This is a genomic window from Phocaeicola dorei (assembly GCF_013009555.1).
Classification (GTDB): domain Bacteria; phylum Bacteroidota; class Bacteroidia; order Bacteroidales; family Bacteroidaceae; genus Phocaeicola; species Phocaeicola dorei.
This window is the reverse complement of the sequence record NZ_CP046176.1, coordinates 2,139,077-2,155,032: the sequence shown is the minus strand read 5'-3', so window position 1 is coordinate 2,155,032 and position 15,956 is coordinate 2,139,077. Positions and strand designations below refer to the sequence as shown.

Genomic DNA, 15,956 nt, shown 5'->3' with positions numbered 1-15,956 from the left:
TTTTGTTAGAATGAAACATTCACACCAAATACCAGTTGCTTGGATAATGGGTACTTCAAAGCACCATTCATTTCAGGATCATAATCTTTCAACAAATGACTTTTAGCAACGGTCAATGGGTTAGTAATAGTAGCATATAAACGGCATTTGCTGATGCCGGCATTTTTCAACAAACGTTCCGGGAAGGTATATCCTAAAGTAATATTCTTTATTTTAAAGAATGAACCATCTACATAATTCAAACTACCATATCCTATATAACTTTTCGTTTCACGATTAGCATTTAATGCCGGAAAATCATTTGAAGGATTAGATTCCGTCCAATAGTTAAAATAAGTAGGGAAATTACCCTTACCTGTTGAATCATACCAACCTAACATTTCATAATTAATCATCTGCCCCCAACGGAAATAAGCATAAATAGTCAAATCAAAATTCTTGTATGTGAATGAATTTTGGAAACCCATCGTCCATTTGGGAGCATTATGACCTAATACTTGCGAATCAGCGTCACTATAAGTATATTTATTATCTTTAGTATAATAGATAATATCTCCATTCTTGTCAGTCAAAGGCTGACCATCATCCCCTACTTTATAGAATTTACCATCGGCTTCCTTAATCATTCCTGGCACATTGATTTTAATATCACCAGGAGCACAACCAAATGCTGCTGCATCTGTTTCTTCACCCAACTGCCACATACCGTCGATTTTTGGAGCATAGAATGAATTTACAGGATAACCTATAGACAAGTAATAGTCTTCATTCTTAACATGGTCTGCCGTACCGCCTATTAATGATTTGACTTTTTCATTATTCAAAGTGAAAGTCAAAGCAGAAGTCCATGTAAATTCTTTATTAACAATATTACGTGTATTCAATGTTAATTCCAAACCATGATTCTGTGTCTTTGCAATGTTCTTGCTCATATAATATAACTTAGAAGCATTGTACGCACCATTGACAACTGGTAAATTCTGCTTCCAAATTACACCATCCGTATTTGTTATATAATAATCAGCACTTAAATCAATACGGTTATTGAAGAAAGATGCATCCAAACCAATATTCCAGTTATGAGATCTTTCCCAAGTTAAATCAGCATTAGCTACATTCTCTGAAAATTTATAGCTGTTTGTTTTTTGACCGCCCAAACTATAATATCCATCCAATTCTACAGTTGCAACAGAAGAATAGGGATCAATAGATGCTGCACCAGTCACACCATAACCCAAACGAAGTTTCAAATTATTCATCCAATTACTGGTCCCTTGCATAAATTTCTCATCCGATATTCTCCACCCTAAAGATACAGCCGGGAAAGTACTCCATTTGTTACCTTTTGCCAGTCTTGAAGATCCATCTTGACGAACCGATGCAGAAAATAAATACTTACCTAAATACGAATAATTGATACGTCCTACCAAACCTAACCCTTTAGACATGGTATAATTAGAATAAACAATTCCCGTACCATCCATGTTATGCCATAAGTACGAATTATTCTTTATATTATCCTGCTTTTGCCAAGACTTATCCGTTTGATTATGTTCCCAAGAGGTAACTGCTGTTACAGTAAATTCATGGTCTTTCTTGATATTAAAATTATAAGTGAAAATGTTTTCCCATTTATAATTATAGCTTCTGTTCTGATCAATCTGAGCATAAACACTAGCAGAAGTACCAGAAGCATTAGGACCATCTGATGCATAATATTGATAGGAACCAATACCTTGGAAATAATTCTTTTTATCGTACCCTAAACTAGCGTTCAACCGTGACTGGATAGTCATTCCTTTAAAGGGACGAATCTCAATATAAGGATTTAAAAACAGCTTGAAATTTTGATTGTTATCACGGTATACACTTTTATCTTGATTCAATAATAAATTAATAGTATTTCCATCACCGGGAACCGGAGTTACATTGATACTTCCATCTTCATTGTAAACGGTTCCCAAAGGAACAGACACTAATGAATTAATAAATCTGGAATATGCTTTATTTCTATAGACATAAGATCCTTGCATATTCACACCAACACTTAACCATTTTTTTATTTCATGGTCAATACGCATATTGGTAGAATATACTTTATAGTTATCGCCTGTAAATTGTCCCTGCTCATCAGAGAAGTTTAAAGAGAAATATGCTTTTGTTTTTTCTGTACCTCCTGAAACCGATAAGCTATAATTTTGTGTAACGCCAGTCTGCAACAGTTCATCAGCCCAGTCTATATATTGTCCGTTCAAATGTGCCTTATAAGCTTCGGGCGAAGAAAATAATGCCTCATCCGTAGAATATGTTCCAGCAATTTGATTTGCTTCACGAAGTACATTGATATAACTATCACCACTACGCATCTCAGGAACCGTGGCCCATCCGTTGAAACCGACATAGGCATTCAAATTGATATTAATTTTTCCTGCTTTACCACTTTTAGTAGTAATTATAATAACACCATTGGCACCTGCCGCACCATAAACAGCTGTCGAAGAAGCATCTTTCAAAACTTCAATAGACTCAATATCATTAGGATTCAATGTAGAATAATCACCCGGCATACCATCAATAATAAACATAGGATCACCGCTAGCTGTAAATGAACGAGTTCCACGCAATTGCAATTTAGGTCCTTCACCCGGTTGCCCTGAGGCCTGAGTTATATCCAACCCTGCAACACGTCCTTGAAGTGCTTGCATAGGATTAGTAGCAGGTGTCAAAGTTATATCCTCATTTTTAACGGAAGAAACAGCACCAGTCAAATCCCGTTTCTTAACAGCACCATAACCAATAACTACCACTTCTTCCAAAGCCTGAGTATCCGGTTCCATCTTAATAGTGATCTGGGTGTTCTTACCTATGGTCACAGTCTGAGTTTTATAACCGATATAGGATACCTCAAGCATCCCCTTACCTGTAGGAATATCTAAAACGAAATTTCCATCAAAATCGGTAATCGTTCCGACAGTACTTTGCCCTTTCACTATCACGGACACACCAATCAACGGTTCTCCTGTTTCATCCACTATTGTACCTTTAACTGTATGCGTTTGCAAAACAGACTGCACCGACTCACTGTCCATTCTGCCACCAGCATTTGCATACGAAAAAGCAGCTGGCATACATAATGCAGCTGACAGTCCCAAAACTATAGGAGTACGTCTGATGCCGTAACTCAAAGTCTGATTCGGACATTTCTTCATGTCTTTTCTCATTTTTCTATGGTTAACAAATTAATTAATAATCCATATTATTTATCTCTAATGTAGTAAAAATACGATGTTTTAGTTTTCTTTCTTCAGATAAAGTCATTACTTCCATTGCTTCATCAGAAACCAATAATACATTCTTGGCCTCTTCAAATACTTTCAGCAGTTCTGCGTGCTCCTTTAAAAGCTTATCCCAATGAAAAGCTGATTCAGGAGCATCATCCAGAACATACTTGATAAAGTCGTCATCCTTCAAAAAGTCTTCTACCTTGCTATACACCTTTTTTGTATCCACGTTACAATCATTTTCCATTATGACGGATAGTGGTTCAAAGTTGTACTCACCTGGAAACTTAAAATATTATCCTACCAATTCCCTTAATCTTGTAATACCCCTATGCATCAAATTTCGTACCGACTGGTAATTCATATCCATAATGGTACAAATATCTTCATATTTCTTCTCTTCTATATAATATAAGGTAAGTGCCTCACGTTGGCGCGGAGATAATTGAGCCAACAAATGTTTTACTTTTATATTTTCAAAACAACTTTTTTCCTTTTCCAAATATGTATGTTCTACATCATCACCTGCTGCAACGGGATTCAGTTCCTCAACAGCCGTTTCCGACATGAACATCCGTCTGCGAAGTTCATCGCATAACTTATTTTTCAAGGAAATGAGGAGGTATGATTTGAAGTTGTCAATGATACCCAATTCGGCCTTCTTTGTATACAATTTTACAAAGACATCATGAATGCAGTCCTTCAACAATTCTTTGTCAGTAGTTAACTTACATCCATAATTAAATAGAAGATTAATATGCATATCATATAATGTAGAGAATGCACTTACATCTCCCGATTGGAAAGCGGTTACCAAGCAAGCTGTCTTATCATTTAAGTTTTGTTCCATCACAGTATACTAATTATAGGTTGTTTTGATGATGATGCAAAACTAGGGAGGATACGCTACTTTTTTAGGTAATATTTGATTATTGGACCGAAAAAACAGATAACCTGCTGAAAAACATATATGCTAAATATTACAGATTTTCATTAAAAAGGAGAACCAAAATAAATCCGGTTCTCCTTCCATGTACTAAATTCTATGAAACCAATAAATACAATCTTTGTTTTTTTCTGCTTTAAGCATATATACATCTTTAATATTCAACCGTTTAGCAATCACTGTTATTGCTCCGGTCTTCGGATCAACAGACTTCAATATGTATTTTCCAGGTGATAAATGAACAGGAATATCTGTTGCAGAATGGGAATAAATGATACTTCCAATACCAGATTTTACCAATTTCTGATACTTATTTGTACCAGTATCCTCCATATCCATAGCAGCCGCATCAGTTAAAAAGCTTTCATCAGCAACTGGAACAACCGGGCAAGACCCACTTGCCATGAAGACAGCCCAAGCCATATCCGGATAATTCTGCGCATAGTAAGTAACCGCTTTTTCCGGGAACTTCTTACGATATTCACTCACCGCCCGATAAGCTTCATCAAAAGTAACCTTACCTACTTTCATTTTACGGGCATGCTGACGGGGAGCCAAGTTCTTTCCACCTTCGGGAGCATAAAGACCATCCACTTTATAGTGCCAGTAACGAATATCAATAATGTCAACTAATTTCGCACGCTGCGTATCATTCAGAATGGCATCTTGAACATCCTTTGTCGCACTTAACGCCACAGTTGCTTTCTTACCGGTTTCTTTCTCCCACTCTCCTATCACATCCAGCCAGAATTGTACAAAATGCAACGGACCGGTAAACTCCGCACTGATCAGTTGTACCACATTTGCATCATCGGCAAAATTATCCAAGCATTGGCGAATATACTTTCTATGAAGCTCACGACGTACAGGATGACTGATATCATAAAACATATCCGCTACAAAGATACGTTTGTCACCGGCAAAAGGAACAGGTTCAGGCATATCGGTCTGATTGATATTATTGGCCGACCGCCAAGGACAGTCTACCCAATGTGCTCCCGCTTCCAAGATATTATGCTGGAAGTAATTCTCATGGAAAAGCAAAAGACCTTTTTCCGCCCCTTTTTCGGCAAACTGCTTCAACCGGTTCCAATACCATGCATTGGGACGGTTCAAATCATACTTGCTCAATCCTTCCCAAGCAGTACCTTTTCCACTGCGGGCAAACGGTTGTTCGTAGAATGGTCCCCACACATCTCCATCACGACGACGGACGCGCTCATGATCGTCACGACGACGCTCATACCACAAACCGTAATTATGATCTAAAACCAAAATCTGATTCTTCACCATATAATTCACCGTAGAATCAATTCTATCTGTCAGCCCAAGTCCTTCGCGTCCCGGCACGAAACGGGTAACATGTGGCTTGGCTTTAGACAAGAAGCTGGTCCTCAGTTTCCCATTCCACCAAGGAACCTCCTGTCTGCCGCCTACCAGTAACCGGCCATCCACCTGCATACGCCCATTAATAATGGCAAACAGATGATCCTTTTTGTCCTTATATATAGGTGTATTAAACTTTAAATGTTCTAAAGATTTCAGCTTCCCGGAAGACACACAGGCTGTATAGGGTGCTTCCTCAATCCATTTTTGCATAGTAAGACGGGGAGTATAAGCTTCCTTTGCCATCTCCATTGCCGCTTCTACGGTAGGACTGCTGGTTGCGTTGGTAGCCCTGGGAAGAATACGTGCCTGGTCAGAACAATCTTTATTCAAACGTGCCGCCAACTGTGCATAAAACAAGCTGCGGGGATGTACGTGATTATTTGATTCCGCCCATTGGCCGTCACCCGAGAATTGCGCCCAACAACCGTATGCACGGTTTACCGCATCTCTTGCCGGTGAATAACACTCTATCCCGGCAGCTGTACATTGCCAGAAAAGACTGTTGCCTGTATTCCAACCGGCACCATTTTTATCCTGTCCCAAATTCTTAAATACCAAATCATGGCCATCAATGTTTACCACATCAAATAATAATCCACAGGCCCAGGAATCAATAGAACCGCTGAATCCTAACGACTCTTCCGAATCACACTGTACAAAAGCATTCGGACCTGCCGCACAAAATCCGGCTGAGAAATCATGAATACCCTGTTTAGAATAACAACGCTGAAAAAGTGTCTGCTGCCCCATAGTATAAAATGTACTGCGACGCATTCCACCTATCTCTGAAACAGGTTCTGTGGATACACAATCTTCTACAGTTGTTTTAGAACCGGTACGCTGTATAATCACAGCACTTCCTGCAAAGTGCTTAAAATTTACCCTGCGTACCCAACAGTTTTCGGCATTTTCTATAGATACCCCCGTCCAGCAATGATCCTCATCTTTAGGATACTTCTTATTATAGTCAGAAGCCAATGTCAGATTCTCCAAACCTGCTTCTGCGATTCTGCCCGGCCAACTATAACGTAACACTTTGACAGTTCCCCATTTATTATCCAAAGCCATTGTCAAAGGAGCATCCAAAGTCAATTGGTTTCCATCCGCCTTACTTACTGACCTATCCCAAACCAAATCCATCTCTCCTTCTTTCCAGCCCAAAGCAGAAATACCTCCGCCAAAAATATCACAACCGACAGAAGCAATCCATTCTTTCGTAGAGGGGCGGACAATCCGGACCCGCTCTCCGGAAACCAGCTGTACATTATTGGTTACCTGAAAAGTACAAGTATTTACAGGAACGTATGATGTCAGTACATCCAAGGTATCCGTAACAGCCAAATCATTCCGTCCTTCAATATAAAGCAAAGCCCCTCTGTCCACTCCCTTTTTCAACAATACGGTCTGTTCCCTGTCACTGCCGCGCAGCACGACTCCCGACACAGAGATACGCAAGCTCTCATTCAATTCAAAAGTTCCTTTATCCAACAAAACAGCCCCACGAAAACCATTTTTATCCAAAGCCAATGAAGATACATAGTCAATGGCACGCTGGATACGAGAGGAATTATCTCCAGGCTGCCATGAAACAAAAACGGCATTCGCCACATCAGGTATAGGCTGTTCCGAATTATGGTAACCGCAAGAAGAATAATCTAGAATACGGTTTCCACGTTCATCAGTCACATAAGTCAGTTTTTCGTCCTTCACCTGTAAAGGAAAGGTTTGCGCAGAAATCCGCGCAAACCCCAAACTTAAAAATCCCAATAATAATAACTTATAATTCATTTTACATCAAGCTTTTACGTTTTGCCAAAGTATCGTGATTGTTCTTTACTTCCGTCCAATCCACTTTCTTTGCAGGATCTATGCCATTAATGTATTTTTCAATGTTAGTATACCCGTCACCATTACAATCTTTCACCGCATCACCCGGATCATTAGGATTGAGTCCGTATCTCACCTCCCAGGCATCCGGCATACCATCACCATCCGTATCAACCACAGGAGTACCTTTATATTCGGGCAAACCACCCACCTGACGAGGATCTGTAATGATACCTTGTTTATAAGAATCAACAGGAAGACGTCTTTTCACATAAGGACTAACGAATTCAGGAGCGTCTTTCACATAAATAGCTTTCCCTGTCTTCACCGTCTTTATCACACGGGTATCCACCGCATCTCTTTTAGGGAAAGTAGCCCCGGCATTTTCCAATACATAATTATAGGCAGTTTTGGCATCCATAATAGTCACATGGGGCATTGAGAAAGGCTCGTTTACACGAATTTGATCTGTAAACTTCCCTGCGTCCGGCATATCGTATACCTGCACGCCGCCATCCCAATTATTCTTTGTCACACGCGCATTGCCTTCCACTACATTTCCGGCAACATACGCTTTACCAAAAGTATCCGGTTTCTTCTTGTCACGGCTCGATTCGGGTTTCACAATCCGGTAGGCAATCGGCTTATCTTTCGGAGTGATAGGACCCGGTTTAAAATAATTATTAATAATATTCAAACGGCTGGTTTCATCTCCTCCGTCAACAGAACGGTTCCACCAATTAAAAGTCACATTGTTTACCAGATTAAAATCCTCATTCATGCCAATGGAACAGTTACGGCTGATATTGGATGCGAACAAGTTACGGCAAAACATACTGTTATGCCCACCTATAGTCGCCCCGAAAGCATGATTGTAACAATCCAAAGCTTCCGAGAAAATAGAGTTCTGAATAGTTATGTTGACAGTAGGAAGCTTCAAACCATGTCCTGTGGAATCACGATGGTATACATGGCGATAAAGAGACATATTCTCATCCAGCCCCCAGCTGCCGGAGCAATGATCGATAATAACATTACCCACACAGTTACCTCCCAAAGCATCATCCCGGAAGAACACATCCTGCGCCCCCCGACGGAAACGCATATGGCGGATAATAATATCATGCGTATCAAGCAAGAAAGAAGCCCCTGTTACACAAACTCCATCCCCCGGAGCTGTCTGACCTGCAATAGTGATATACGGAGCACGGACGTTTATAGGGGTTTTCAGCCGGATAACACCCGAAACATTGAACACAACAATACGCGCACCACCGGTCTCACATGCCTCACGCAACGTTCCGGGCCCACTGTCAGCCAGCGAATTGACCACAATTACTTTTCCTCCACGTCCACCGGGAGTATAGGCCCCTCCCCCTTCTGCCCCGGGAAAGGCAGGTATGTTGCTCTTTATTAAATCCTCAGGTTTGGATGCCCATGGTTTATAAGGACGTCCTTGAGTAGCCTCAGACATTACTACAGGTAATGCTTTCGCCCATGCCTCATCCGATTTCCGGTCTATTTCCTTTTGTTGTTGTTCTCCTCTGATTTTTACCGAATCAGGAATTACAGGATACTGTGCCGCCACAGGCAACACACATGCAGTCAATGCTGCCACTGCAAATAGTTTCTTTAGTTGATTCATTTGGTTGCTAAATTATTATTTTTTCTATAACTTCATAACATAATACTCTGCTTTTAACATGATTCAAACACACATTGCGAATATTTCTATATCAAAGACGGAACAGAAAGCTTGTTGTACTCTCTATCCACACATAAAAAAGAGCTTGACACCGTTTTACCGGGCAAGCTCCTTTTTCTGCTTTTCAATAAACATTAATTTATATCTTTCCTCCACGTGCCTTGATACGTTCATACCAAGCCTTACGTTCTTTCACTAAATCATATCCCCGCTTAGAGAGGTAATTATTAATCCGGCCTTTGTATTTACCGAAAGCAGCATGTTTCTTATTTGAATTTTCAGCATCCATGGCAAATTCACGGGCTTCAACAAGCCATGCCATAATCTGCGCTTTCTCTTCTTCTTTCAAGGTAGGAATCATGTCAACCGTAGCTTTATAAGTTACCATTACCACACCATAAGTCATGCCATCTTTCACTGCATCTATCTGCTTGGCATCCAAATAAAGCGAAAGATCGGCCGGGAAAGCGAAATGAGTGCGGTAAAGTGCCGCATCCTTTTCAGCTTCGGCAGCTTTAACGGCTTCTTGTTTCGCATCGCCCGTCAGGGTTTCTTTTGCCAGCTTCACTTTGGTATCGCGCGTTTCGTATATGTCATTCAGTTTAAAATAACGGTTGGCTATGATAGTTGTCACTTCACGGGCGGCAACGGTATCTGTCAATTCCAGTTTATCTACAATCTTCTGCGAACGTTTCACAATAGATTCCACGTAAGCCGGATCGCGGCCTTCACGGTCCAAATCCACTGCTCCGGCGGTAATGACTACCGCCATGAGCAACAGAAACATTATACCTAACTTTTGTATCATATCCTGTCTTCTTTCCTCCGTTTATTACATCAACTTTCCTTTAGAAGCCAATGTATCATAATTGTTTCTCAAATCAGACCAGTCAATACAATTTCTAGTGCTGATACCATTAATATATTTCTCAATATTTGTATAGCCGTCACCGGTACAGTCCTTATTAGCATCCGAAGGATCATTAGGATTCAAGCCATTTGCCTTTTCCCATTCATCGGGCATGCCGTCACCATCTGTATCCACATACGGAGTTCCTTTGTATTCCGGATAACCACCCATCTGGCGGATATCGGTAATGATACCTTGCTTATAAGAATCTTTCGGCAAGCGGCGATATTTAAACTGTCCGTCTTCTCCCATTGATTTAGGAGCCAGTCCGGTCAAATCACCGTTAGCATCTTTGGCCATCTTTTTATCATAATATGGAATACCTGTTCTCACTTCCTCTATAATACGCTCATCCACGATGTCACGGCAAGGAATGTTGGCACCTGCATTTTTCAGTACAAAATCGTATGCATCATGTGCAGAAGTAATGCGGATGTATGGCATTTCAAAAGGACGGTTGCTACGCATATTCTCCGTATATCCCTCTGTATTCGGCTGAGTTTCAATCTGGATACCACCTGCCCAGTTATCTTCTGTAATGGCAGGATAACCTTCCATAATATTGCCATCGGCATAAACACGGCCATATACTTTATGATCCAATTTGCTTCGTCCTGCTTCGGGTTTCAGGATGCGATGCCCCACAGGAGTATCTTTCGGAGTGGCCGGTCCCGGTTTATAATAGTTGTTGATCATATTGAACATAGCAGTATAATCGCCACCGTCCGAAGAACGATGTACCCAGTTGAACACTACATTGTTTACAAAATTGAAAACACCATTCCAACCGATGGAAGGATTACGTCCCGAATTACTTGCCCACAGGTTACGCATAAATGCACAATTCTCACCCCCTAAAGTGCTGCCGAATGCATGATTGTAAGTATCCAGTGCTTTTGCCGAGATAGTATTCTGTATGGTAACATTTACGGTAGGCAGTTTCAGATCTTTTGATTCATATTGTCCTTCGCTGGGATCGTACATATGGCGATAGAAAGAGATGTTCTCATCCAATCCCCAAGTACAAGAGCAATGGTCAATCATGATATTTCCAATCGGGTTGCCTCCGAAAGAATCGTCACGATGCCAGACTTTTGTTTCGCCACGGCGGAAACGCATGTGGCGTACCACTACATCATGCGTGTCTACCCAAAAAGACTCTCCGGCAATACATACCCCGTCACCCGGAGCTGTCTGTCCTGCAATAGTGACGTATGGAGCCCGGACGATAATGGGAGATTCCAATTTAATAATACCTGAAACATTGAAGACAATGATACGTGCTCCACCTGTCTCACAAGCCTCACGGAAAGAACCGGGACCACGATCATTCAAATTAGTCACGGTAATCACCTTACCGCCACGACCGCCGAAACTGTACATACCTCCTCCTTCAGCACCGGGGAAAGCAGGAATTCGTGCCTGCGGCAAATCGTATGGACGGGAAGCCCACGAAATATACGGACGACCTTCTCTCGCTTCTTTCTGTACAACAGGCAATGCTTTTGCCCAGGCTTCGTCAGAGCGGCGACGTTCTTCACTCATCATTTTCTGGTAGGCTTGCTTCGCCTCCTCAGTCAACTGGGGATACTGAGCTCTTGCTACAGGAACAATAAAAGTAGCCATACACAGTCCTAAAAACAATTTTCTTTTCATACTTTATTCTTAAAAAATTATATCTGTGCTATAAGTAAGTTGGAATTTATATTCCGTTCTCTTTTTCTTAACAATTATCTTTTTCAAGACGTGCCCTTCGGGGATATGTACTCAAAAAAGTTCACATTTTCTCTCTTCTTATTCGCGCTTCTAAAACGTATTCAGAAATATGCGAAAAAACTTATGAGAAGTTTCTTTGAGTCTTGTTACAAAATTCAGAGAAATTTGCTACAAGTTGCTCCCTACCTATATTGACTCATATATCACAATTGTACGAAACGCACACACGTTAACACTTTTCGATAAAGAGTAATAAGAATATTACAATTCTAATGTATTTGACATCTTTATTTTAAAGATATTTATTATTCAACAAAAACCTGAATACGAAATGGACGTCCTTCTCCCTCATCTGTAGTTATCCATATAAAAGTATCCGTCATAAACCCAGAAGCTCTCCTAAAATTAATCCTATAACAAGAACAATCCACCTTGAAATCTTCAATTTCCGCAAAAGACTTTTCTTCTATTCTTACAGCATACTGAGGATTATTTTCAATATTATCATATCTGTTTACAAATGGCTCATAAGAGTAATTCATATCATAAGTAGGATATTGACTATCAAAATTTCCTCCAGTTTCCCAATCAATATAATGATCCCCTATAGTTGAAGACGCTTGCCATTGTAATGTTCCAGTCATCGGACTAGGAGGTCCACTAGTAAAGTAAGTCTTAAGCGTTTTCAATGTTTGACCAAACTTATCTACAACATATCCTTCCACATCATATCTTATTCCTGCACCTTTCTTAGTATTAAGAATTTCAATATGCTGTCCTTTATAAGTCCTAACAACCTTAGTTACTGTAGTATCCTCATCACTTAAAGATGGTTCGACATAATTTGATGTAACTACCCATTCCATATCAAATGGTTCAGGAACACTATAAGAAATGGGACAAGAATCCTTAAAATGACTTCCGTAAATTTCTTCTTTAACTTCACTAAGCTTATTCATCATCAAAGCCAAATAAGCATCAACCAAGCCATGTCCTATTTTATCATGAGTATTTTGGGGTAATTCCCTACAAGCATTAACCATATTCCAATACACTTTAGAGACTGTAGCTTCAGGATCTAAAGATAGTAATAATGCCGCAATACCTGAAATCATAGGTGCAGCCAAAGAAGTTCCACTCAAAACATCATATTCCCCATTTAATATTGTTGTCAATACATTTACTCCCGGCGCAACAAAATCCAGATTTTTTCCATAATTTGCATCGGAAGCATGCACACCATTTCTGTCAATAGATCCAACAGCTATTACCCCTTCAATATTTGCAGGATATCCCACACTAGATTGTCCTTGATTACCACTAGCGGCAACAACAACACACCCTTTCCCATTTCGTCCTTTTGTCAAAGCATTTTTTATTGCATCAGTCATTTTATCATCAGGATCACATGTCAAAGACATATTAATCACATCTGCTCCATTTTGCCACGCCCAATTTATAGCATTCACCATTTGAGAGTATTTCACACTCCCGTCAAGGTCTAAACTAATAGGCATTATTTCAACGTTAGGTGCTATTCCAACAATACCTATTCCATTATTACGTACAGCACCTATAACTCCAGCACAACACGTCCCATGCTTATCATAAATTCTACTAGGTGAAGTACCAGTCATCGCATCATAACTTAACGATGATATATTATTACTTAAATCCGGATGCGTTTTATCAACTCCTGTGTCTATAATGGCTACTTTTATTTTTTTACCATCTGCCCAATCCCATGCTTTTAAAGCATTAACGTCAATATTATTAGAATTTGACAACCCCCATTGTTGGGAAAAACCTGGATCATTGTATAGAATACTTCGAGAGCCAATGGCTAAATCAGAAACTGTTCCTTTTTCTAATTTGGGTACATTTATCCTTATATACTTTTCTTCTTGCTCCTCACTTTGCAATATCTCATCTTGAATACAAGACGAGAATGAAAACAAACTAACCAAAGCAAAGAAAATCCATTCTTTATTTTTTTTCATAATATTAATTTATTGTTTAATAATCAGTATCCACAGAGCTATACTATTTCATTATCAACAAAGAAGCTCTGTGGACACCAATAATTCTCAAAATCCGAATAAAATATCGGAAAGAAACATTCGCCTATTTCTAACCACTTTCATTCATTTTTTCTTTTTACTTCAAAGGATCAAATGTTCCTTCACTACCATAATAATCCTCCCAATTCATATTCTGATATAAATAAGGAGATTGTTTCATTACACTTTCTTTCAGACCTATAAAATAATATTTATTCAAAAAAGTAATTTCAAAACGTGGTGTAGAAGTACCATCTATCTGATCATTTTCATGCCGTACCAAATTTGTGTCATAGAATTTATCCAATTTTTCAATTTGCAACATAAATTCCTCATCTGAAGAACTAGGATCCAAACCGATACCAGCACGAGTAACCTTTGAAGCGTCATAAGCTTTACTATCAGGATTAAAAACATCATAATCCTGTCCTGCTTTTGTTTCGGTATACACAGATGGCTTCACCGCTAAGAACATGCCATGACGACGTTTTCCATTCAGAGGCTCCACGCCTAGTCGGGTACATGTTCCAAAATCATCATTCCACAACATCCAACGACGCATATCATCAAAGCGTTTTCCTTCATAAGCCAATTCTATCTGACGCTCATACAATATAGCAGAAAACAACTTATCACGATCTGCTTTTAACTCAGCAACCGCCAATCCACAATCACCTGTATAACCTACTCTTTCACGAATATCCTTCAACAATTCAACAGCATCATCTTTCTTACCAATACCACAAGCCGATTCGGCTAAATTCAAAACGACCTCGGCAAAACGAATTTCCATATATGGAGTAGCACTTAAATTGAATTTATTTGCATTATCCCATTGTGCCTCAGGATTTGTACGTTTACGCACAAATATACCAGAATTGACATCCCCTGAATATTGAGCAGAATTACCAGGTTTCCCACTTTCAAAAGAATCTTCATCTTTATACCATTGATAATTCCACAATGTATAACCATTGTCCATCTTATAAGGCCAAACTACTCCATTAAAAGCAAACGTACGGTAAAAACGAGGATCCCTGTTCTTATAGAATTTCAGTTCATCATATTCAAATACACTTTCCCCCGGTTTCTTACCATCTGCCATTGGAAACAAATCAACCATTTCAGCTGTAGCGGCCATTCCACCACCTCCTAAGAGCTCTTTAGGACGAGCCATCTGCTCCCAACTATTGTTCTTTTTATAATCATTAGTCAAAGTATTGAACAAAGTGACCATTACCGCCTCACTACTTTGAATCTGGCAGAACATTTTTTCCCAGTTTTCAGCACGGTTGCCTTTTCCATCAGCCAATCCAAATCCATTCTGGATTAACAAATCATAAGCAGCTTTATTAGCATCATAAGCAGCCTGCCATCTTACCTGATCATCATTGCGATTGAATAGTGGGCTAGCATAGGCTAATAATAAACGTCCCTTTAACGCTGCTGCCGCACCTGAAGTGATACGTCCCCAATTACTATTGTCCCATTTTCCTGGTAACATGGCTATGGCCTTATCCAAATCTTCGCAAATGAAATCAATACAATCAGCCGTTGAACTACGCTGCACTTCCAGTTCATCTTTAGAAGATCCATCACCTAAAATAGCATTTTGAGCCGTAGTTACAATAGGAACTCCACCATACATCATAACCAACCGAGTATAAATCCAAGCCCGCCAAAAATAAATCTGTCCTTTCAACTTGTTTCTATCTGCCTCTCCTAATGCCCCTTTGTCAATATTATCTAGAAAAATATTACATTCACGTATACGTGACCATGGTCCATCCGTATTTTTATTATAAAAATAGTCAGGAACATTCGAACTCAAAATTTCAGCCAACTGAGTAAAAGTAGTAGAACCTGCGTATTCTTCTGTCGATTGAGAAAAAGCATCGGCACGTCCTGTACAAGGGTTAGAATGACCAACTCCCGATGCAGTTGTTGGCAAACAAAGACCATAAACAAAATCAACTTTTCCAGTAGCTAATGCTATATCATCATAGATTTCTTCATTAAAACCATTATAATCTTTTTTATCTTGCAGAAACTGGTCACTACATGAAGTCATAGCAGCCAATGCCATTGCAAAAAAAGCATATCTCAATATCTTTTTCATATT

At 39.6% G+C, this 15,956-nt stretch carries 9 protein-coding genes; all 9 read right to left on the bottom strand.

All coding sequences use genetic code 11. The features are described 5' to 3' along the window. Positions 1–5 precede the first annotated feature (5 nt). The 9 genes from GKD17_RS08850 to GKD17_RS08810 all read right to left on the bottom strand — a co-directional run bounded on the left by GKD17_RS08850 (position 6) and on the right by GKD17_RS08810 (position 15,953). Positions 6–3,209: a SusC/RagA family TonB-linked outer membrane protein gene (locus GKD17_RS08850; RefSeq protein WP_007843982.1), complete on the bottom strand. Its 3,204-nt coding sequence runs from the start codon at positions 3,207–3,209 to the stop codon at positions 6–8. 34 nt (positions 3,210–3,243) lie between these two features. Continuing rightward, entirely contained in the window at positions 3,244–3,528 is a 285-nt protein-coding gene (locus tag GKD17_RS08845) for a hypothetical protein (RefSeq protein WP_007838448.1), read from the bottom strand. Between the two features lie 48 nt (positions 3,529–3,576). Continuing rightward, positions 3,577–4,131 carry an RNA polymerase sigma factor gene (locus GKD17_RS08840; protein ID WP_007838446.1) on the bottom strand — a complete coding sequence of 185 codons (555 nt, stop codon included), beginning with the start codon at positions 4,129–4,131 and terminating at the stop codon, positions 3,577–3,579. Between the two features lie 186 nt (positions 4,132–4,317). Further along, positions 4,318–7,404, bottom strand: a complete 3,087-nt coding sequence (locus GKD17_RS08835) for a DUF6298 domain-containing protein (RefSeq protein WP_007838444.1) — start codon at positions 7,402–7,404, stop codon at positions 4,318–4,320. A gap of 1 nt (position 7,405) precedes the next feature. Beyond that, positions 7,406–9,088 carry a hypothetical protein gene (locus GKD17_RS08830; RefSeq protein ID WP_007838442.1) on the bottom strand — a complete coding sequence of 561 codons (1,683 nt, stop codon included), beginning with the start codon at positions 9,086–9,088 and terminating at the stop codon, positions 7,406–7,408. Between the two features lie 199 nt (positions 9,089–9,287). Beyond that, the gene (locus GKD17_RS08825; protein ID WP_007838441.1) at positions 9,288–9,956 is read right to left on the bottom strand and encodes a DUF3826 domain-containing protein; all 669 of its coding nucleotides are present in this window, start codon (positions 9,954–9,956) and stop codon (positions 9,288–9,290) included. A gap of 24 nt (positions 9,957–9,980) precedes the next feature. Continuing rightward, positions 9,981–11,714 carry a thrombospondin type 3 repeat-containing protein gene (locus GKD17_RS08820; protein WP_007838440.1) on the bottom strand — a complete coding sequence of 578 codons (1,734 nt, stop codon included), beginning with the start codon at positions 11,712–11,714 and terminating at the stop codon, positions 9,981–9,983. A 365-nt stretch (positions 11,715–12,079) separates the two neighbouring features. Beyond that, positions 12,080–13,774: a S8 family peptidase gene (locus tag GKD17_RS08815; protein ID WP_007838439.1), complete on the bottom strand. Its 1,695-nt coding sequence runs from the start codon at positions 13,772–13,774 to the stop codon at positions 12,080–12,082. Between the two features lie 157 nt (positions 13,775–13,931). Continuing rightward, complete coding sequence (locus GKD17_RS08810; protein ID WP_007838438.1) at positions 13,932–15,953, bottom strand: RagB/SusD family nutrient uptake outer membrane protein; 2,022 nt, start codon at positions 15,951–15,953, stop codon at positions 13,932–13,934. Positions 15,954–15,956: the final 3 nt, after the last annotated feature.

Excerpts from the sequence above, each read along its gene's own strand:
- GKD17_RS08850 (WP_007843982.1), bottom strand. The coding sequence starts at position 3,209 with ATGAAGAAATGTCCGAATCAGACTTTGAGTTACGGCATCAGACGTACT.
- GKD17_RS08845 (WP_007838448.1), bottom strand. The coding sequence starts at position 3,528 with ATGGAAAATGATTGTAACGTGGATACAAAAAAGGTGTATAGCAAGGTA.
- GKD17_RS08840 (WP_007838446.1), bottom strand. The coding sequence starts at position 4,131 with ATGGAACAAAACTTAAATGATAAGACAGCTTGCTTGGTAACCGCTTTC.
- GKD17_RS08835 (WP_007838444.1), bottom strand. The coding sequence starts at position 7,404 with ATGAATTATAAGTTATTATTATTGGGATTTTTAAGTTTGGGGTTTGCG.
- GKD17_RS08830 (WP_007838442.1), bottom strand. The coding sequence starts at position 9,088 with ATGAATCAACTAAAGAAACTATTTGCAGTGGCAGCATTGACTGCATGT.
- GKD17_RS08825 (WP_007838441.1), bottom strand. The coding sequence starts at position 9,956 with ATGATACAAAAGTTAGGTATAATGTTTCTGTTGCTCATGGCGGTAGTC.
- GKD17_RS08820 (WP_007838440.1), bottom strand. The coding sequence starts at position 11,714 with ATGAAAAGAAAATTGTTTTTAGGACTGTGTATGGCTACTTTTATTGTT.
- GKD17_RS08815 (WP_007838439.1), bottom strand. The coding sequence starts at position 13,774 with ATGAAAAAAAATAAAGAATGGATTTTCTTTGCTTTGGTTAGTTTGTTT.
- GKD17_RS08810 (WP_007838438.1), bottom strand. The coding sequence starts at position 15,953 with ATGAAAAAGATATTGAGATATGCTTTTTTTGCAATGGCATTGGCTGCT.